The sequence below is a fragment of the Pseudomonas sp. C9-3 genome (assembly GCF_032392015.1).
Taxonomy (GTDB): Bacteria; Pseudomonadota; Gammaproteobacteria; order Pseudomonadales; family Pseudomonadaceae; genus Pseudomonas; species Pseudomonas nitroreducens.
This window is the reverse complement of sequence record NZ_CP135919.1, coordinates 6,505,855-6,525,758: the sequence shown is the minus strand read 5'-3', so window position 1 is coordinate 6,525,758 and position 19,904 is coordinate 6,505,855. Positions and strand designations below refer to the sequence as shown.

General features: G+C 64.9%; 20 protein-coding genes. 3 read left to right on the top strand and 17 right to left on the bottom strand.

The window, feature by feature from the left end; genetic code table 11:
• Positions 1-13: 13 nt before the first annotated feature.
• The 4 genes from RS899_RS29935 to RS899_RS29920 form a co-directional block, all read right to left on the bottom strand.
• Positions 14-358 (bottom strand): phage holin family protein, encoded by a 345-nt coding sequence (locus RS899_RS29935; protein WP_024763586.1) that lies wholly within the window; start codon positions 356-358, stop codon positions 14-16.
• 316 nt (positions 359-674) lie between these two features.
• Complete coding sequence (locus RS899_RS29930) at positions 675-1,178, bottom strand: GNAT family N-acetyltransferase (protein ID WP_315808721.1); 504 nt, start codon at positions 1,176-1,178, stop codon at positions 675-677.
• A gap of 53 nt (positions 1,179-1,231) precedes the next feature.
• Positions 1,232-1,591, bottom strand: a complete 360-nt coding sequence (locus RS899_RS29925; protein ID WP_024763588.1) for a hypothetical protein — start codon at positions 1,589-1,591, stop codon at positions 1,232-1,234.
• A 19-nt stretch (positions 1,592-1,610) separates the two neighbouring features.
• Complete coding sequence (locus RS899_RS29920) at positions 1,611-1,820, bottom strand: TraR/DksA C4-type zinc finger protein (protein WP_024763589.1); 210 nt, start codon at positions 1,818-1,820, stop codon at positions 1,611-1,613.
• 414 nt (positions 1,821-2,234) lie between these two features.
• On the opposite strand from RS899_RS29920, the gene RS899_RS29915 reads away from it, so the two are divergent.
• Positions 2,235-3,005 (top strand): XRE family transcriptional regulator, encoded by a 771-nt coding sequence (locus RS899_RS29915; protein ID WP_054908045.1) that lies wholly within the window; start codon positions 2,235-2,237, stop codon positions 3,003-3,005.
• A gap of 121 nt (positions 3,006-3,126) precedes the next feature.
• A complete protein-coding gene (locus RS899_RS29910) occupies positions 3,127-3,453 on the top strand; it encodes a pyocin activator PrtN family protein (protein ID WP_054908044.1) in 327 nt (108 codons plus the stop codon).
• Between the two features lie 188 nt (positions 3,454-3,641).
• On the opposite strand, the gene trpE is transcribed toward RS899_RS29910, so the two are convergent.
• The 10 genes from trpE to RS899_RS29860 form a co-directional block, all read right to left on the bottom strand.
• Complete coding sequence (trpE, locus tag RS899_RS29905) at positions 3,642-5,135, bottom strand: anthranilate synthase component I (protein WP_315808720.1); 1,494 nt, start codon at positions 5,133-5,135, stop codon at positions 3,642-3,644.
• Between the two features lie 213 nt (positions 5,136-5,348).
• A complete protein-coding gene (locus RS899_RS29900; RefSeq protein WP_315808719.1) occupies positions 5,349-6,167 on the bottom strand; it encodes a phosphoglycolate phosphatase in 819 nt (272 codons plus the stop codon).
• A complete protein-coding gene (rpe, locus tag RS899_RS29895) occupies positions 6,167-6,841 on the bottom strand; it encodes a ribulose-phosphate 3-epimerase (protein WP_045212681.1) in 675 nt (224 codons plus the stop codon). Before rpe ends, RS899_RS29900 begins: the two co-directional genes overlap by 1 nt.
• Positions 6,842-7,032: 191 nt before the next feature.
• Positions 7,033-7,860: an ABC transporter permease gene (locus RS899_RS29890; RefSeq protein ID WP_054908041.1), complete on the bottom strand. Its 828-nt coding sequence runs from the start codon at positions 7,858-7,860 to the stop codon at positions 7,033-7,035.
• Between the two features lie 159 nt (positions 7,861-8,019).
• A complete protein-coding gene (locus RS899_RS29885; RefSeq protein ID WP_054908040.1) occupies positions 8,020-9,267 on the bottom strand; it encodes an ABC transporter permease in 1,248 nt (415 codons plus the stop codon).
• Positions 9,268-9,395: 128 nt separating this feature from the next.
• Positions 9,396-10,445 (bottom strand): ABC transporter substrate-binding protein, encoded by a 1,050-nt coding sequence (locus tag RS899_RS29880; RefSeq protein ID WP_024763594.1) that lies wholly within the window; start codon positions 10,443-10,445, stop codon positions 9,396-9,398.
• A gap of 68 nt (positions 10,446-10,513) precedes the next feature.
• Complete coding sequence (locus tag RS899_RS29875; protein WP_024763595.1) at positions 10,514-11,623, bottom strand: ABC transporter ATP-binding protein; 1,110 nt, start codon at positions 11,621-11,623, stop codon at positions 10,514-10,516.
• A 180-nt stretch (positions 11,624-11,803) separates the two neighbouring features.
• Positions 11,804-12,841 carry an ABC transporter substrate-binding protein gene (locus tag RS899_RS29870; protein ID WP_315808718.1) on the bottom strand — a complete coding sequence of 346 codons (1,038 nt, stop codon included), beginning with the start codon at positions 12,839-12,841 and terminating at the stop codon, positions 11,804-11,806.
• A gap of 164 nt (positions 12,842-13,005) precedes the next feature.
• Entirely contained in the window at positions 13,006-13,635 is a 630-nt protein-coding gene (locus RS899_RS29865; RefSeq protein ID WP_024763597.1) for a response regulator, read from the bottom strand.
• 69 nt (positions 13,636-13,704) lie between these two features.
• Positions 13,705-16,116 (bottom strand): PAS domain-containing sensor histidine kinase, encoded by a 2,412-nt coding sequence (locus RS899_RS29860; RefSeq protein WP_409978034.1) that lies wholly within the window; start codon positions 16,114-16,116, stop codon positions 13,705-13,707.
• Positions 16,117-16,283: 167 nt separating this feature from the next.
• Here RS899_RS29860 and RS899_RS29855 point away from each other — a divergent pair, with 167 nt between their 5' ends.
• Complete coding sequence (locus RS899_RS29855) at positions 16,284-17,336, top strand: alpha/beta hydrolase family protein (RefSeq protein WP_315808717.1); 1,053 nt, start codon at positions 16,284-16,286, stop codon at positions 17,334-17,336.
• A gap of 1 nt (position 17,337) precedes the next feature.
• Here RS899_RS29855 and RS899_RS29850 read toward each other — a convergent pair whose 3' ends face one another.
• From RS899_RS29850 to RS899_RS29840, 3 genes are read right to left on the bottom strand one after another with little or no spacing between them, the layout of a single operon-like run.
• Positions 17,338-18,102, bottom strand: coding sequence for a DnaJ domain-containing protein (locus RS899_RS29850; protein ID WP_315808716.1), 765 nt, complete (start codon positions 18,100-18,102; stop codon positions 17,338-17,340).
• Between the two features lies 1 nt (position 18,103).
• Positions 18,104-18,778, bottom strand: a complete 675-nt coding sequence (gene murU, locus RS899_RS29845) for an N-acetylmuramate alpha-1-phosphate uridylyltransferase MurU (protein WP_233297130.1) — start codon at positions 18,776-18,778, stop codon at positions 18,104-18,106.
• Entirely contained in the window at positions 18,775-19,797 is a 1,023-nt protein-coding gene (locus RS899_RS29840; protein ID WP_233297129.1) for an aminoglycoside phosphotransferase family protein, read from the bottom strand. The genes murU and RS899_RS29840 overlap by 4 nt, the downstream gene beginning before the upstream one ends.
• Positions 19,798-19,904 lie beyond the last annotated feature (107 nt).

Sequence of the window (19,904 nt, the reverse complement as noted above, 5' to 3'; positions counted from 1 at the left end):
TCTCCTTGAAGCATCACTCTTGTCCGCGCTCGCTCGGCGGCAGTTCGCAGACGCCCAGGCGCTTCGCCGCCCAGCGTTCATAAAGACCGACGGCGATCTCCGCACCGGCCGCCGCGGTCAGGCTGCCGATGGCCGCAGCGAGAGTCAGCGAGGCGCCGCAGGCCATGGCCAGGAACATCACCGCCATGCCGCAGACGATGGAAGCACCGGAGCGCAGCGCCAGGCGTCGCAGCAATCGCCAGCCGCCCAGGCCCGCTTTGTCGGCGCGCCACATTTCACCGCTGATGCCGCCCGCAACCGCGAGCAGGATCAGCCCCCACAAAGGCACGTCGGCCAGGGTCTGAGGTTCGTTGCCCATTGGCTCACCTTGGATAAAGACGCCCGCGAACGGGCGAAACCGGCGGCTATCAGCCGGCCGGGGATCACTGCCGACAAGCTCGCCGGCCGCCCGCCAAATCGGCGGTTCAAAAAAACGCGGGCATGAAAAAGCCCGGCGCTGAGGCCGGGCTTTTCGGTGTTTCGCGTTGTGCTCCCTGGGGACGCACCTTTACAAGAATGACTACTTTTTACCCCCCGATTCCCGCCGGAACAAGGCTTCTTAGGGAATGCGCTGCAATACGCAGATGACACACCGTAATGTACTGCCGAAACACCGAAATCCAGCGTCTGAAATTTCAGAGCACCTTGCTCATCAGCACGGTGGTAAAGCCGCTGTACCACTCCTCATCCGGGTAGAAATCGACCTCCGCATAGCCGTGCTTGCCATAGAAAGCGCGCGCCTGCTGGTTGAAGGTGTCGGTCTCCAGCCGGGCCCGGGCGAAACCTGCAGCGCGGATATTCTGTTCCGCGTGATCCAGCAACGCAGCACCAATACCGCGGCGCTGCTGGCCGGGTGAGACGTGCAGAGCATCGATGAAGTCGTCGCGCCAATCGAGCAGGCCGACGATCTCGCCATCGATGCAGGCGACCCGGAAATGCGGCAGGCGTTCGCGCACATAGGCGACGGTATGTGCGGAAGACTCGAAGCGCGCGATGGCTTGGGCACTCAGCGCGGGCTTCCAGGTGGCTTCATAGGTTTCGCCGAGGATGCGCAGGATGGCATCGGCGTCGGCCGGTTCAGCGCGGCGGAGAAGAATAGGCGTTTTCATGGGGCGCGAGCATAGCTCAAGGTCCCCCACGAAAAGCACGAAGCCCGGCGCAGGGCCGGGCTTCGGAGAAGGGCAGGAAGGATTCAGGCGGCGCGGCGCATCAGCCGCGACTGGATGCTCTGGTGCGCCACATGCAGGCGCAGGTAGAAGGTGTTGCGGCTGCAGCGGCAGTGCCGGTACTTCTGCGCGGCTTCGCTGTCGCGGTTGAGGTAGTGCTCGGTGACGACGTCTTTCTGCTCGTCCGGCAACTGGTTGATGATCAGGTCCAGTTCGGCGACGCGATCGAGGATCACCTTGCTGCCCCGGGTACCGCGGATCATTTCGCCCCTGTTGGCAATCATCATCGCCAGCAGGTTGCCCCCCGCGTAACCACCGCCAGCGCTACCCGGATTGTGCATTTCCTCGGCCCAGAGCTTGAGCATTTCATCGATCGGTTTGATCACGGCATTTCTCCCTGGCGGCTCAGTGCCGCCGCTCCAGTTCGTCCATTGCCTGGCAGTCGATGCAGCGCGTACAGCCCGGTGCGGCCAGTCGACGTGCGGGTGGAATATCGTCGCCGCAGTCTTCGCAATACTCGGCGGAGCTGACTGCCAGGCGAGAGCGGCGGCTGTGCAGCAGGTCTTCGATCCGGTCGAGCACCAGGTCGTTGGCGTAGTCAGCGATATCAGCCACGGTGCACCTCCGTATCGACGGCGTGTGCGCAATGCCTGGCGTGTTGTAGGTGTTGATTCATGAAGGTCCTCCTGGCGACCTGCCCTCCGTGGTCGCCGAGCCTTCGGTCGGCCTGTGGTGGTCAGTCGCGATCTGTTCGTCGCGGACGCCTGACCATCGTGGCGGCGTCCCTTGCCGGTGCGCGGGCAGCACCTCCCTGGCCTGCCCGCGCCCTCCAGCCTGCCCCGCGCATCGCGCTTCGCAGGCAACCCGCGGCATCCTTGCCGCGGTGAGGGGGAAGCCGTTCGCCTCCCTTCAGCCGAACCGGTATTCATCTCTTCGGTCGGCTGCTGGCTTTAATGATTACAACCATGGCTATATTTAGTCAACACCAAAGCTATTTACAGCCTACAACCCAGGAGGTAGAGTGCCCTCATGGAAAACTCACCCTCATCAACGCTGGCAGACCGCCTCAAACAGGCGATGGCCTCGCGTAACCTGAAGCAGGAAACCCTGGCCGAAGCTGCCGGGGTTTCGCAGAACACCATCCACAAGCTGACCTCGGGCAAGGCGCAGAGCACGCGCAAGCTGATCGAGATCGCCAGCGCCCTGGGCGTCTCGCCGACCTGGCTGGCGACCGGAGAAGGTTCGCCGGCGGCCACCACCAGCGCGCCGGTAGTGCGCCCAGCCGATGGCAGCCCGCTGCGGCTGGAACCGCTGCACCCATGGGATAGCGACACACCGCTGGACGAGGACGAAGTGGAACTACGCCTGTACAAGGAAGTGGAACTGGCGGCTGGCGCCGGCCGCACCGCGGTGCGCGAGATAGAGGGGCGCAAGCTGCGTTTCTCTTACGCCACCTTGCGCGCTGCGGGAGTCGACCCGGCGGCGGCGATCTGCGCCCAGCTCACCGGCAACAGCATGGAGCCGCTGATCATGGATGGCTCCACCATCGGCATCGACACGGCCACCACGCACATCACCGACGGTGAGATCTACGCCCTGGAACATGAGGGCATGCTGCGGGTGAAGTTCGTCTATCGCCTGCCTGGCGGAGGCATCCGCCTGCGCAGCTTCAACCGCGACGAATACCCTGACGAGGAGTACCCGGCGGAGCAGTTCGACAGCGGGCAGATCCGCATGATCGGCTGGGTGTTCTGGTGGTCGACGGTACGCCATCGCCGCGCACCGACCCTGGTTCGCTGAGCGTCGCCTGCGGATCATGAACCCCGCTTCGGCGGGGTTTTCTCTGCGCGGCGATTGAAAAGAAATACAACCTTTGCTATATTTTCTTCTGTCGCCACCACCATCGGAACAGGAGAGTCCCATGCAGTCGACCGCCGATATTCGCCCCGCCCCGCGCCCGGAGACGGTGAGCCTGGTCTATCAGATCTTCGGGGACGTCCTGGTGCCGCTGGAGCAAGTGCGCGAGCGCTGGTTCCGCAACCTGAACCGGGAGAATTTCAGCAAGGCACTGTCCTGCGGGCGCATCGCCCTGCCGGTGACCACGCTGGATGACAGCCACAAGGCAATGCAATACGTCGCGGTGGATCATCTCGCTGCGTATGTGGAGGAGCGCTCGCAGCAGGCGAATGCTGCCTTGGTTCAGCGCAAGTCGGGTCTTCAGGTGATGGAGGCGCGCCAGGCCGGGTGATCAGGCTCTTGTAGGAGCAGCCGGCGACTGCGCGAAAGCCGAGTCAGGGAACCTGATGTATCGCGTAGGAGCGGGCTCCGTCCGCGATAGCTCCCGGCGCGACTCGTAGCTGGATATCGCAGACGGAGTCCGCTCCTACGAAAAGAAAAAGCCCCGCCGAAGCGGGGCTTTTCAGTCGAGTCAGCGACTCAATCGTTACCGTGCAAACGCGCGGTGTGCTCGGCCAGCGCCACGGCGCGGAACATCGCGCGGCGCTTGTTGATGGTTTCTTCCCACTCCGCCGCCGGCACCGAGTCGGCGACGATACCGCCGCCGGCCTGCACGTGGAGTTCGCCGTTCTTGATCACCGCGGTGCGAATGGCAATGGCGGTATCCATGTTGCCGTTCCACGCGAGATATCCCACGGCACCGCCGTAGACGCCACGCTTGACCGGCTCCAGCTCGTCGATGATTTCCATGGCGCGGATCTTCGGTGCGCCGGACAGCGTGCCGGCCGGCAGGATGGCGCGCAGGGCGTCCATCGCCGAGAGCTCCGGCTTGAGCTGGCCGTTCACGTTGGAAACGATGTGCATGACGTTGGAGTAGCGCTCGATCACCATCTGCTCGGTGACCTTCACGCTGCCGGTCTGCGACACGCGACCGACGTCGTTGCGGCCCAGGTCGATGAGCATCAGGTGCTCGGCGATTTCCTTGGCGTCGGACAGCAGGTCCTCTTCCAGCGCGCGGTCGACTTCTTCGGTCGCGCCACGCGGGCGGGTACCAGCGATGGGGCGCACGGTGACTTCGCCATCTTCGACACGCACCAGCACTTCCGGCGAGCTGCCGACGACATGGAAGTCGCCGAAGTTGAAGAAGTACATGTACGGCGTCGGGTTGAAGCAGCGCAGCGCGCGGTACAGGTCGATGGGCGCGGCGCTGAAGTCGATGGACATGCGCTGCGACGGCACGACCTGCATGCAGTCACCGGCGAGGATGTACTCCTTCACGGTATCCACCGCCCGCTCGTAATCCTCGCGGGTGAAGCTGGCGCGGAACTGCGGCTCCGGCGCGTTGACCGCGCTGAAGTCCAGGCCGCGGCGCGGGGTAATCGGCTGACGCAGGCGCTCCAGCAGCTCATCCAGTTGCGCCAGCCCCTTGTCGTAGGCATCGGCCTGGGCCGGATCGGCGAGGACGATCGCGTGCATCTTGCCGGCAAGGTTGTCGAACACGACGACCGCGTCGGAGACCATCAGCAGGATGTCCGGATTGTTCAGCGGGTCCGGGTTCGGGCACTGCGCCAGGCGCTGCTCGACGTAGCGCACGCAGTCATAGCCGAAGTAGCCCACCAGGCCGCCGTTGAAGCGCGGCAGGCCGGCGATGGTCGGCACGCGGTAGCGATCCTTGAACGCTTCGACGAAGGCCAGCGGGTCGGCACATTCGAAGCTCTCGGTCTCGACGCCGTCGACCTTGATGCTCGCCTGGTGGCCGTAGACGCGCAGCACGGTGCGGCTGGGCAGGCCGATGATCGAGTAGCGACCCCACTTCTCGCCGCCCTGCACGGATTCGAGCAGGTAGGTGTTCGGACCGTCGGCGAGCTTGAGGTAGATCGACAGCGGGGTGTCGAAGTCGGCAAGGGTTTCGCAGGTCAGCGGAATGCGGTTGTAGCCTTCGGCGGCCAGGCGCTGGAATTCTTCGCGGGTCATGATCAGCCTCGTGGAATAAGAGCCTGTTTAGGATCTCGCGAGCTAGAGCGGAACAAGGCGAAATCGCTTGAGAGAGCGGAGTTTACACGCAGTAAATGAGCATCTCGAAAGCGATTTCAACGCAGTGCCGCCGACGCGCAGCAGATAGTAAACGGGCTCTGAGGGGGAAACGGACTTGGGTGCACACACGCCGGTCGTGCCGGCCAAAGGATGTCAGGCGCGCCAGCGCCAGCGGGCCAGGGCCTTGATGACTTTCATCCAGAGTGTGTGGGGAGCCGTTTCCACGGTGCTGTCTCGCTGAGCGGGTTTTGAAGCGGAGTCGGGCAACACTATCGCTTTGCCCGAGTCGAAGCAAGGCAGCAGATGGCGCAGGTCGTCGAGCACCAGCGTCGGGGTTTCTTCGGCAATGGGGCGGCCATGGTTATAGCCGTAGCTCAGGCCGACGCTGCGCACGCCGGCGGCCTTGGCCGCAAGGATGTCGTTGCGCGAGTCGCCGACGAACAGCGCCTGCTCTGCCGATACACCGGCCATCTTCATTACGAACAGCAGCGCGGCCGGGTCGGGCTTCTGCTGCGGCAGGGTGTCGCCACCGATGATCCAGCGAAAGAACTTGCCCAGCTTCATCTCGTCCAGCAGCGGACCAACGAAGCGCTCGGGCTTGTTGGTGATCAGCGCCAGCTCGACGCCGCGCTTCTTCAGCCACTTCAGGGTCTCGATGACGCCGGGGTAGACCACGGTCAACGCATGGCTGTCGGCGTAGGCGTCCATGAAGAGTTCCAGCGCGCGCTCGGTGTCTTCTTCGCTGACACTTTCATGCTCGATGTCGCCCGCCAGGGCGCGGCGCACCAGTACGCGCGCGCCGTTGCCGACCCAGTAACGCACGGCGTCCAGGCCGGCCGGCTGGCGCCCGAGCGCCAGCAGCATCTTGTCCACCGCCGCAGCGAGGTCGGGGACCGAGTCCACCAGGGTGCCGTCCAGGTCGAACATCACCAGACGCGGCAGCCCGGCGAACGGCAGTTGTGCAGCGCTCATCACTTGCGCGCCTGCGCCAGCTCGGCATGCATGGCGCGAATGACCTCGGCGTAGTCCGGTGCGTTGAAGATGGCGGAACCGGCGACGAAGGTGTCGGCGCCAGCAGCGGCGATCTCGCGGATGTTCTTCACATTCACCCCGCCGTCGATTTCCAGACGGATATCGCGGCCGGAAGCGTCGATCAGCGCGCGGGCTTCTCGCAGCTTGTCGAGGGTGCCGGGGATGAACTTCTGCCCGCCGAAGCCGGGGTTCACGCTCATCAGCAGGACCATGTCGATCTTGTCCATCACGTACTTCAGCGCGTCCAGCGAGGTGGCCGGGTTGAATACCAGCCCGGCCTTGCAGCCGCCGTCCTTGATCAGTTGCAGGGAGCGGTCGATGTGCTGGGTGGCTTCGGGGTGGAAGGTGATGTAGGTGGCGCCGGCTTCGATGAAGTCGCCGATGATGCGATCCACCGGGGAAACCATCAGGTGCACGTCGATGGGCGCGGTGACGCCGTACTTGCGCAGGGCCGTGCAGACCATCGGGCCGATGGTCAGGTTCGGCACGTAGTGGTTGTCCATCACATCGAAGTGGACGATGTCGGCGCCGGCGGCGAGCACCTTGTCGACGTCCTCGCCCAGGCGGGCGAAATCGGCGGACAGGATCGACGGAGCGATGGCGTAGGGTTGCATGGCGCACCTCTGTGGGCGGAAATCACGGATGGCGCGCATTGTAGCCGCTCGGACGGCTGGAAGGGGACTGGGCCGATAGTCGATGCCGAGCGGGGCAAGCCCAGGCGGAAATTCAGGCAAAAAAAATCGCGGACCGGTCCCGCCGCCGTGGGTGAGCACGGCGACGGGAACGTCCGCGAAACACTGTGAACTCAGGAAGTCGGGGCGGTACGCAGTTTCTCGCTGCGGCCGCGCAGCCACTCGAGGGTCAGCAGGAGCAGGACGGAGAAACCGATCAGCAGGGTCGCCGCGGCGGCGATGGTCGGGCTGAGGTTCTCGCGGATGCCGCTGAACATCTGGCGCGGCAGGGTGGCCTGCTCGGGGCCGGCAAGGAACAGGGTCACCACGACTTCATCGAAGGACGTGGCGAAGGCGAACAGCGCACCGGAAATCACGCCGGGAGCGATCAGCGGCAGGGTGACCTTGAAGAAGGTCAGCACCGGCGGCGCGCCCAGGCTCGCGGCGGCACGCACCAGGTTGTAGTTGAAGCCCTGCAGGGTCGCCGACACGGTGATGATGACGAAGGGCACACCGAGCACCGCGTGGACGATGATCAGCGAGATATAGCTGTTGCCCAGGCCCAGCGGCGCGAAGAACAGGTAGCTCGCCACGCCGATGATCACCACCGGCACGACCATCGGCGAAATCACCAGGCTCATGATCAGCGCCTTGCCGCGGAAGTCGCCACGGGTCAGGCCGATCGACGCCAGGGTGCCGAAGACCATGGCCAGCACGGTGGCCGCCGGGGCGACGATGATGCTGTTGGTCAGCGCGCGCATCCACTCGGCGGAGTTGAAGAAGTCGGCATACCAGCGCAGGGAGAAACCCTGCAGCGGGTAGACCAGGAAGGTGCCGGAGTTGAACGACAGCGGCACGATAACCAGTACCGGCAGCACCAGGAACAGCAGGATCAGGCCGCAGAGGATGCGCAGGGTGTAGAACCACACGCGCTCGACCGGGGACATGTAAGGACTCAGCATCTTCTTGTTCTCCTCGGAGCCTGCTCAATACCAGCCTGCACTTGCTCATGCGGCGTTGAGAACAGGCTCAAAATGCTCATTTACAGCGCGTAAACTGCGCTTTCTCGCCTGTTCTCGCCTTGCCTGAGCTGCGTTCGGCAAGGTCTTGAACAGGCTCCATCAGCCCAGGCGCAGGCGGCTCGCGCCCACCAGCCAGCCATAGATCACGTAGAGCACCAGGGTGGCGAACAGCAGCAGGCCGCCCAGGGCCGTGGCCATGCCCCAGTTGATGGTGGTGTTGGTGTAGAAGGCGACGAAGTAGCTGACCATCTGGTCGTTCGGGCTGCCCAGCAGCGCCGGGGTGATGTAGTAGCCGATCGACAGGATGAACACCAGCAGGCAACCGGCGCCGACACCGGCCACGGTCTGCGGGAAGTAGACCTTCCAGAAGCTGGCGAACGGGTGGCAGCCCAGGGAAATCGCGGCGCGCATGTAGCTCGGGGAAATGCCCTTCATCACGCTGTAGATCGGCAGGATCATGAACGGCAGCATGATGTGCACCATGGAGATGTACACGCCGGTGCGGTTGAACACGAGCTGCAGCGGCTGGTCGATCAGGCCCATCTTCAACAGCGCGCCGTTGATCAGGCCGCCCGACTGCAGCAGCACGATCCACGCAGCAACGCGCACCAGGATCGAGGTCCAGAACGGCAGCAGCACCATGATCATCAGCAGGTTGGACTTGCGGGTCGGCAGGATCGCCAGCAGGTAGGCCAGCGGGTAGGCCAGCGCCAGGCAGATCAGGGTGATCACCGCGCCCATCCAGAAGGTGCGGGCGAAGATGTCCAGGTAGATCGACTGGTCAGGCGTGGCGCGGGCGATCTCGCCCAGGTCGTCAATGCGGTGATCGAGTGCCGCCAGCAGGTAATAAGGCGTGACGGAGCTGGCATTGCGGCGGATCGCCTGCCAGTAGGCCGGGTCACCCCAGCGCTCGTCGAGAGCTTCCATCGCATCCTTGTACGACGCCGGCTGCTCCTTGAACGGCAGCGCGCGGGCGGTCTTGGACAGCAGGCTGCGGTAGCCGGCCAGTTCCATGTTCAGGCGCTTGGAGAGGTCACCGATGGTCTGGTTCTTGCGCGCGGCGACCAGGTCTTCGCTCAGCGCCTTGTACACCGCGTCCGAGGGCAGCGACTTGCCGTCCCATTCGGAAATGGCGTTGACGGTCAGCGGCATCGCGCCGACGACCTCGGGGTTGTTCACGCTCTTGTAGAGCAGCGCCGCGATGGGCACCAGGAAGGTCAGCAGCAGGAAGACCAGCAGGGGCAGCACCAGCGCCTGGGACTTCAGACGGTTCATCCGCTCCGCGCGCGCCAGGCGCTGCTTGAGGGTGGGGCCGGCGACCTCGTTCAGAGACACAGCGGTGGCCATAGCGAACTCCGGTAAAACAGGCCGCCCGGGAGCGGCCAAGGTGTGGTGTCAGGAGGAACCGCCGCGAGGGGGAACGGCGGCTCCGGTCCGTCGCGGCTCGGGCAGCCGCGACGGCAAGGGACGGCTGCTTACTTGGCAGCCCAGGCGTTGAAGCGCTGTTCCAGCTGCTCGCCGTAGTCAGCCCAGAAGGTCACGTCCATGCCCACCTGGCCCTGCATGTTTTCCGGGGTGGTCGGCATGTCTTTCAGCAGGTCCTTGCTCAGCAGCGGTACGGCGTTCTTGTTGACCGGGCCGTAGGCGATGTTCTCGGAGTAGGTCTTCTGCTGCTCGGGCTGGACCGAGAAAGCGATGAACTTCAGGCTCTCGTCCTTCTTCTTGGCGCCTTTGGGGATGGCCCAGGCGTCGAAGTCGTAGATGCCGCCGTTCCAGACGATCTTCAGGTTGCTCTCTTTCTGCACGGCGGCGATGCGGCCGTTGTAGGCAGAGCTCATGACCACGTCACCGGAGGCGAGGTACTGCGGCGGCTGGGCGCCGGCTTCCCACCACTGGATGTTCGGCTTGATCTGGTCGAGTTTCTTGAAGGCGCGGTCCTGGCCTTCTTTGGTGGCCAGCACCTTGTAGACGTCCTTGGGCGCGACGCCGTCGGCCATCAGGGCGAATTCCAGGGTGTACTTGGCGCCCTTGCGCAGGCCGCGCTTGCCCGGGAATTTCTGGGTGTCCCAGAAATCGGCCCAGCTGGTCGGCGCGCTCTTCAGCTTGTCGGCGTTGTAGGCCAGTACGGTCGACCAGACGAAGAAGCCGACGCCGCAGTTGCTGACGGCGCCCGGCACGTAGTCTTCGGCCTTGCCGAGGATGGCCGGGTCGATTTCTTCGAACAGGCCTTCGTCACAGCCGCGGGCCAGTTCCGGCGATTCGACTTCCACCAGGTCCCAGGAGACGCTGTTGGTGTCGACCATGGCCTTCACCTTGGCCATCTCGCCGTTGTATTCGCCGGCGACGATCTTGTTGCCGGTGGATTTTTCGTAGGGCTCGTAGAACGCCTTCACCTGGGCGTTCTTGTTGGCGCCGCCGAAGGACACCACGGTCAGGTCGGTGGCGGCCATGGACTGGGCCGCAAAGGCCACGCCCAGAGTCAGCGCTGCGAGTTTGAGCCCCGATGCTTTCAAGGACTTCGACATTATTGTTGTCTCCACAGTGTGCAGTTTGTTTTTCTTGGATGCGTCCGGGAGTGGCCGGTCCGCTTTCGTTACGCCGCGGACAGTGGGTCGAGCGCGCGGACGTGCTCTACTTCCCAGCCCAGCGGAACCACGTCGCCAACACTGAGCGCGGGATCGAGCTCGGCGATCGGCTGTTTGACGAAGAAATCGGTACGACCGCAGACCTCCAGGCGAATGCGCACGTGGTCGCCCAGGTAGATGAATTCGGCGACACGGCCGGAGAAGCGGTTTACGCAGTTTTCACTGTGGCCGTTGAGGCGCACGCGCTCGGGGCGGATCGACAGGCTGACGGTGTCACCGACATTGCCGACGTTGACCGCCAGCGCCTCGACCTTCTCGCCACGGGCCAGGCCAACGGTGCAGCGGTCGCCATCGCGGGCCTGGAGCTGGCCGGCGATGCGGTTGTTCTCGCCAATGAAGTTGGCGACGAAGGAGTTGCGCGGGTGCTCGTAGAGCTCGGCCGGCGGAGCGATCTGCTGGATCTCGCCCTGGTGGAACACGGCCACGCGGTCGGACATGGTTAGGGCTTCGCCCTGGTCGTGGGTCACGTAGACCACGGTCACGCCGAGGCGCTGGTGGATGTGCTTGATCTCCATCTGCATGTGTTCACGCAGCTGTTTATCCAGCGCACCCAGGGGTTCGTCCATCAGCACCAGTTGCGGCTCGAAGACCAGCGCGCGGGCCAGGGCCACACGCTGCTGCTGGCCACCGGAGAGCTGGGCGGGATAACGGCCGGCGAAGGTGTCGAGCTGGACCATCGACAGCGCACGCTTCACGCGCTCGCTGACATCGGTCTTGCTCATGCCGCGCACGGAGAGCGGGAAGGCCAGGTTCTCGGCCACCGTCATGTGCGGGAACAGCGCATAGTTCTGGAACACCATGCCGATGTCGCGCTTGTGCGGGGGGACGTTGTTGATGGCGCGGCCGGCGAGCTGAATTTCACCGGCGGTAGGAGTTTCGAAACCGGCCAGCATCATCAGGCTGGTGGTCTTGCCGGAACCGGACGGCCCCAGCAGTGTCAGGAATTCGCCTTTGCGAATGTCCAGATTGAGGTCCTTCACGATGAGGGATTCGCCGTCGTAGCTCTTCTGCACGCCACGGAAACTCACCAGCACATCGTTTGCCTGATTCTCGGCCATCACCGCACCTTTGTTTTTTTGTAAATGCCGTTGATCTCAAGCCTAGAGAAGCTGGACCGGCGCGCAAATCGGGCGGTATGAGAGATTGCTATAAGGCTTAGAGAGGATGCTTTGTAGGGATCGCCCTACAAAAAACAGGGAAACCGACTGCCGACCAATAGCTGGTCGGCAGTCCGCGGATCAGCGCTTGGCCCAGGTCTGGAAGCGCTTCTCCAGCGCATCGCCGTGCTCGGCCCAGAACGCCACGTCCATGCCGACGGCATTGGCGATGTTCTGCGGCGCGGTCGGCAGGTTCGCCGCCACATCCGGCGCCAGCAGCTCCACCGCCTTGCGGTTGGTCGGGCCGTAGGAAATGTTTTCGGCGAAGGCCTTCTGCTGTTGCGGCTGGCCGGCGAAGTTGACGAATTGCTCGGCCAGTTCCTTCTTGAACACGCCCGAGGGCAGCGCCCAGAAATCGAAGTCGTAGATACCGCCGGCCCAGACCATGCGGAAGCCCTTCTGCTCGCCCTGCGCGGCGGCGATCCGGCCGTTATAGGCGGAGCTCATCGCCACGGTGCCGTCGGCGAGATCGCGCACCGGGTCCTGGCCGGATTTCCACCAGTTGATGTTCGGCTTCAGTTCGTCGAGCTTGCGGAAGGCGCGATCGACGCCGTCATTGGTGGCGAGCACCTTGTAGACGTCCCTGGGCGCGACACCATCGGCCATCAGGGCGAATTCCAGGCTGTACTTCGCGCCCCAGCGCAGGCCGCGCTTGCCGGGGAATTTCTTCGTGTCCCAGAAATCCGCCCAACTGCTGGGCGTGCCCTGCAGCTTGTTCTGGTTGTAGGCCAGCAGCGTGGTCCAGACGAAGATGCCAACGCCGCACGGCTGCACCGCGCCGGGAACGAAATCGGCGGTGTTGCCCAGGGTCTTCGGGTCAAGCTTCATGAACAGCCCTTCCTCGCAGCCGCGCGCGAGTTCGGGAGCCTCGACTTCCACCACGTCCCAGGACACGTGGCTGATTTCCACCATGCGCTTGAGCTTGGCCAGGTCGCCGTTGTAGGAGCCGTGGACGACGGCGTTGCCGGTCACTTCCTTGAACGGTTTGTAGAAGGCTGCCTCCTGGGCTTCCTTGTTGGCGCCACCGAAGGAAATCACCGTGACGTAGTCCGCCAGCGCCGGCATCGCAGCGCTCCCCAGCAGGCCGAACAGCAGCCCTCCCCTTACCGCTCGCAACATCTTCTTCTCCTTGTTATCACGACGTACCGCATGAAGCGGGCAATCATTCCCTGCCTCACGCCCGCTAGATAGACGGTTTGTTACAGAAATCGGACACGTCGCACAGAGTGAAGGGAAAATTCAGCGAGCCATCTGCCGCAGATCAAACCGGCGGCACGGGTCGGTCAGACGAGCTTGTGCTCCATGGCGTAGCGCACCAGATCGGCCACCGAGTTGGCATTGAGTTTCTGCATCAGCCGCGCCTTGTGGGTGCTGATGGTCTTGCTGCTGACCGCCAGTTGTTGGGCGATCTCGTTGACGCCTTCGCCGTGAACCAGGCGCTCGAACACCGAGAATTCACGCTCGGAGAGCAGTGCGTGGGGTGGACGCGAATCGGTGAGGCCGACTTCGAAGACCATGCGGTCGGCGAGGTCCGGGTCGATGTAGCGGCCACCGCTGGCGACCTTGCGGATCGCCGTGAGCAGCAGCGCCGGGTCGCTGTCCTTGGTGGCGTAGCCAGCGGCGCCGACCTTCAGTGCGCGGGCGACCATCTGCACCTCGTCGTGCATCGACAACATCAGGATCGCCGGCGGATTATTCAACGCACGGATACGCGGGATGGCCTCCAGGCCATTGACGCCAGGCATCGAGATATCCAGCAGGACCACTTCGCAGGGGGTCTGGCGCAGGTTCTCGAGCAGTTGCTCGCCATTGGTGGCCTCGCCGACCACTTGCAGGTCCTTGGCCATGCCGATCAGTTGCTTGATGCCCTCGCGCACGATCGTATGGTCTTCCGCCACCAGCACTCGAATCACTGCCCTTCCTCCCGCTTCGCACTTGTCATTGTCATTGTCGTTATCGTTGCCGATGCCGTTGTCGCCCGATTAAGCGCTTCGGGAGCGCAGAGGCACCCGGATCCACAGCGTGGTGCCCTCCCCAGGCTGGCTGTCGATCTGCAGGGTGCCGCCGAACATCAGCACCCGCTCGCGCATGCCCACCAGGCCGAAGGAAACACCCTGGCGCGTGGCCTGCGGATCGAAGCCCACGCCGTCATCGGCGATGCGCAGGCACAGCTCGCTGCCCTCGACGCTCAACTGCAGTTCCACAGTATGCGCCTGGGCATGGCGCATCACATTGGTCAGCGCCTCCTGGAGGATGCGGAACAGGCCGATGGCCTTGGCGTCGGACAGCTCCGGCGGGTTCTCCGGCACCTCCACCAGGCAGGGAATCTGCGTGCGCGATTCGAAGCGGCGCGCCTGCCACTCCACCGCCGAACCGATGCCGGCATCGAGGATCGGCGGGCGCAACGCGGTGGCCACATCGCGCACCAGCTGGAACAACTGGGCGATAAGACGCTTCATGTTGTCCAGGCGCTCGCGCAGCCCCGCGTCCAGCTCGCCATAGGCCAGTTCGCACATCGAGGTTTCCAGCTTCAGCACGGTGAGCACCTGGCCCAATTCATCGTGCACCTCGCGGGCGATGCGCGCCTTCTCCTCCTCCCGCACGCTCTCCAGGTGCGCCGACAGCTCGCGCAGTTGCCCGCGGGAATCCTGCAGTTCGAGCTCGATCTGCTTGTGCTCGGTGATGTCCCAGACCACGCCGTCCCAGGCCGACCGACCGTCGTCCAGGGTCCGCACCGTCGCCTTGATGTCGACCCAGCGCGGCTCGTTGCTGCGGGTGAGGATGCGGCCCTGCCACAGCCAGTTGCGCTGGCCTGCCACCGCTTCCAGCTGGCTGGCGAGATAGCCCTCGCGCTCGGACGGATGCACCAGGCCCATGATGCCCAGGCCGCTCTCACGCAGGTAACCGGGCGAGTAGCCCAGCGAGGTTTCGCTGCCGCCGGTGATGAAGCTGATGTAAGCAAAATCGGAGTCGTCGTCCGGCGCGTTGGGCTCCAGGCGGAACACCAGCCCCGGCACGTTGGCGGCGATGCCCTGCAGACGCGCCTCGCTCTCTTCCAGCGCGGCGCGGGCGCGGCGGCGTTCGGTGACGTCGCTGAGGAAGACCAGCAGGTACTCCGAATCACCGAAGCGCAGGAAGCTCAGCGAGACGTCGGCCGGCAGCCATTGGCCGTCGGCGCGCAGGCAGCGGGTTTCGAAGCTCAGCGGAGCTTCGTCGGCGTTGCGCGCGCGGCGCCAGAGGTTGAGCCAGCGGTCCATGTTCAGCGTCGGCTCGAAGTCCGCCAGCGGCCGGTCCACCACGGCGCCCGCGGCATAACCGAGCAGCTCCTCGGCGGCGCGGTTGGCGTAGCGCACATGGCTATCCCAGTTGACCCAGAGGATGCCGACGGTGCTGCTGTCGATGGCGAACTGGGTCAGGCGCAACGCCTGCTCGGCAGCCTGCCGCAGTTCGATGTCGCGGCGCGCCGCCAGCAGGCGCGACTCCAATGCGCGGTGCTGCCGGCGCAGCCAGAGCAGTGCGGCAACGGCGAACAGCAGCAGCAGGCCGAGCAGGATGCAGAGGTTCTGCCAGAAGCCGGGGGAAGACCCCAGGCGCGGGTAGGTCGGTTGCAGCCAGCGTTCGTGCAGCTGGTCGAGGTCCTTGGCCGGCACCGCGCGCAGGGCCGCGTCGATGATCCCGGCCAATTCCGGCAAGCCGCGCCGTGTCGCCACGCGCAGCAATTGTGGATAGCCGATATCGGCCACCACCCAGAGGCCGGTAAATTCTGTTTCGCGGGTCAGCCGCGCCAGTTGCGCCTCGTCGATCACTGCGTAATTGGCCTCGCGGCCCAGCACCTTCCGCAGCACTTCGCGGTCGCTATCGACGATCTGCAGGGTCAGGCCCGAATAGGTGCTGCGGAGGTAATCCACCACCGGGCCGGGCCCTCGCACAGACACCGATTCGCCCTCGCGCAGGCTGTCCAGCTCCACTGACGTGCCGCTGCGGCGGTCGCCCACCACCAGCCGCGGCACGCGCAGGTAGGGGTCGGAAAACAGCCAGTCGCGAAGGGTCGAGGGCGTCTGGCTGACGCCGGGCGCCAGGTCGATTTCGCCGCTGTGCACGGCTCGTTCCAACGCGACCTGGTCCGGGTAGGTACGCCACTCGAGGCTGACACCCATGGCCTTGGCCAGCCATTCCAGCAATTCCACGTTGGCCCCGGAGAGCTGCTGCAGCCGGCGATCCTGCTGCACATAGGGCGCCTCCAGTACGGCGCCCACGCGCAGTTGCGGATGCTCTGCAAGCCAGGCGCGCTGCGCTACGTCCAGCGCCAGTGGCGGCACGGCGGTTTCCGCCATGGCCAGCAGCGGCAGGCACAGGAACCACGCCAGGCAGGCTTTCCAGAACACACGACTCATGCCGACAACACCATGGATTTCACTCGGGTCAAAGCAAAGGGCCGGCATACCTTACCGCAACCCCGGTTGAACCCGGCACGCCTGCGCCTGACAAAGCTAATACAAGCCGCTAGGCTGGCCGCACTCGCGCCCCGCCGCGTGCTGCCCGCCAGACTGGGATATCACCGATGCCGCAATTGTCTCGACCGACGCTTCTCGCCCTTTGCCTGTCCCTCGGCCTGTCACCGCTGGGCGCCAGTCAGGCCGAGGACGCCAAGCCCGCCACCGACGCAAAATCGACCACGGCACCGGTGGTGCGCCAGGCGGTGAGCGAGCGCAGCCAGGACGAAGCCAACGGCCTGGTGCGCCAGTTACCCGAAAGCGAGCGCCAGGAACTCAAGGCCAGCGACGAAACCTTCCTTGCCCTCTGGCTGCCGGCCAATACCGCCGATGCCGAAGGCGCCGTCATCCTCATCCCCGGCGATGGCGAAAGCGCCGACTGGCCGGTGGCGATCGGACCGCTGCGGCGCAAGCTGCCCGATGCCGGCTGGCAGACCCTGGCCGTCACCCTACCCGATCCACAGAGCACCGCGCCGATACCGCGCCCGAAGGAATCGCCCGACAAGGCCAGCGCCGACACCGACGCCAGCGCTGCCGATAGCGCGAGCAAACCGGAAGTGAAAGGCAGCCAAGGCAGCGCGACGCCGACTCCGGAAAGCACTGCCGAGACCGGCAGTGCGGAACCGGCCCAGGCCAGCCCGGAAGCCCCGCCGCCGCCCACCGACCCGGTGGAGCTGCGCAAGGCCCACGCCGAACGGGTGCTGGCGCGCATCCAGGCGGCGGTCGAGTTGGCGCAGCAGCACAAACCCAAAACCATCGTCCTGCTTGGTCATGGTACCGGCGCCTATTGGGCCACTCGCTACCTGGGCGAGCGCGCACCAGCGGACATCAAGAACCTGCTGCTGGTGGCGCCGGAGATGCCGCGCGACTTCAAACCATCGCTGGACGAGACCGTCCCCTTGCTGAACCTCGCCACCGGCGATTTCTACTACAAGGACAAGGCAACCGATGTAGCGGCAGCCAAGCTGCGCCTGCAAGCCAGCAAGCGGCAGAAAGCCCCCAACTATGTGCAGATCGGCATGAACGCGCTGCCAGCCGACCTGGGCACCGAGCAGGAACAGCTTTACCGGCGCATCCGCGGCTGGCTGTCGATGCATCTGGAGCCGATCGAGCAGCCCTGAGTCAGCGGAAGCCGCGACGCTGGCGCACCAGCAGGTAGGCTGCCTGGATCTCGCGGGTCCTGTTGGTCGCCGCAGCAATCCGCTCGGGGCTGGCACCCATGCCTTCGAGCTTGTCCGGGTGGTTCTGGCTGATCAGCTTGCGGTAGGCGCGCTTGATCTCCTCCGGCTCACTCTCTGCCGTCACGCCCAGCAATCGCAGCGCTCCGGTATAGGATTCGCGCGGATTAGCCGGCGGCTTGGGTGGCTCGGCACCGGACGACATCGCCAATACCCTGGAGCGAGAAAGCCCCAGTGAATCGCCCCACTGCAGCAGCAGGTTCTTCTGCGCAGCGTTCGGCGTGCCGCTCGCCCAGGCCATTCGCCAACAGGCCTGGAGTAGCCCTTCGGCAGTCGCCTCCTGGCCATGGCGCTGGCGCAGGCCGACGTCCAGCAATTCACCGCCCAGCTTACCGCGACCGAAAGCATCGATGGCCTGGCGACGGGACTTGTCATCCAGCTGCAGGCGCTGCATTTCGGAACGCGCCTGCTGGATGTGCGCATCGACCACACGGCCGCGGCTCTTGGCCAGTCTGCCGAGCAGCAGGAAGAGCAGTTCCTGGTCGCCTACCCGAGGGCCGCCGCGCAACTGCTCCAGCAAGCCCCGCCAAGTGCGCTGCTTCAAGCGCCGGTCGAGCACCTGGCCGAGCAACGCACCAAGCATGGCGCCCGGAATGCTCACCAACGCCCATCCGGCGATGACACCCACCAGGGTACCTGGCCAGAACACTTCAGCCCCCCGCCAACTGGCGTTCGACGTCTGCCAGCCGCTCGTGGGTGCCGACATCGATCCAGCGGCCACGATGGTGCACGCCACTCACACGCCCCGCCTCCATCGCTTGGCGCAGCAACGGCGCCAACTTGAACGCGCCGGGCTGGCAGCCGTCGAACAGTTGCGGGCGGAGGATGGCGATGCCGCTGTAGGTCAGGCTCGGCTGACCTTCCCGGTAGTCGCTGACGCGGCCGTCACGCAGGCAGAAATCACCCCGAGCGTGGTGGCCGGGATTATCCACCAGCACCAGATGCGCCAGGTCGCCCTCGGCCAACGCGCCGTGCAGGCTTGCGTAATCGAAGTCGGTCCAGATGTCACCGTTGGCGATGACGAAGGCGTCGTCCCCCAGCAGCGGCAGTGCCTTGAAGATGCCGCCGCCGGTTTCCAGCGGCTCGCCCTCGGGCGAATAGCGGATGCTCACGCCAAAGGCCGAGCCATCGCCCAGGTGGTCTTCGATCTGCTGGCCAAGCCAGGCGTGGTTGATCACCAACTGATCGAAGCCAGCCTGGCGCAGCGCCTGCAACTGGTACTCGATGAGCGGCACGCCGCCAGCGCGCACCAGCGGCTTGGGCGTGTGCAGGGTCAGCGGGCGCAGGCGTTCACCCTTGCCTGCGGCGAGAATCATGGCCTTCATGCGGGATGCGTCTCGTCTTCGGGCAGGTCGGCCAGCAGCGCAGCAAGGTCGGCCAGTTCCGGCCGGCGCGCGATGACGCTTTCCAGGTAGCGGAAGAAACGCGGCACATCGCCGAGGTAGCGAGGCTTGCCATCGCGATGGCAGATGCGCGCGAAGATGCCGATCACCTTCAGGTGACGCTGGGCGCCCATCAGGTCGCTCGCGCGGAAGAAGGTCTCGAAGTTCTCCGGCAGCGGAATACAGGCCGCCTGGGCCTTGCGCCAGTAGCGCGACAGGCCGTCGTGGACCCGCGGTTCCGGCCAACTGAGGAAGGCATCCTTATAAAGGCAGGTCACGTCATAGGTCACCGGACCGTAGACCGCATCCTGGAAATCGAGGATGCCGGGGTTCGGCTCGCTGAGCATCAGGTTGCGCGGCATGTAGTCGCGGTGCACGAGCACACGGGGCTGTGCCAGGGCGCTGCGCACCAGCAGGTCGCAGGTGCGCTCCCAGCGAGCGAGCTGTTCGCCCTCCAGCGTCACGCCCAGATGGCGCTGCAGGTACCAGTCGGGGAACAGCTGCAGTTCGCGGCGCAACAGGGCTTCGTCGTAGGCAGGCAGGCGCTCGACCACATCCACCTGCTGGAAGGCCACCAGGGCATCCAGGGCATTCTCGAACAGCTCCTCGGCATTCTGCGCAGTGAGTACATCAAGGTAGGTCTGCCGCCCCAGATCATCGAGCAACAGGAAGCCCTGCTCGACATCCTGGGCCAGAATCTTCGGAACGTGCACGCCGGCCTCGGCCAGCAGGCCGGCGACCTTGATGAACGGACGGCAGTCTTCCTGGGGTGGCGGCGCATCCATCACGATCAGGCTGCGGCCGGCTCCCTGCCAGCGGAAATAACGGCGGAAACTGGCGTCGCTGCTGGCCGCGGTGAGGCTGGCCTCGGGCACCTGCCCCCAGCCTTGCACGTTGAACACAGCGGGCAAACTCAAGTCCAACCAGCGGATCATCTGCTGGTAACGAGCATCCTCGGTCATTTTTCGGGGTTCTCCACGGCGCTAGCCGTTGCGCGGGTCATGCTTTATTATCCAGCATCTTTTTGAGCCCATCGATAGGCGTGCGGCCCGTTTTGGGCTGAAGGCTC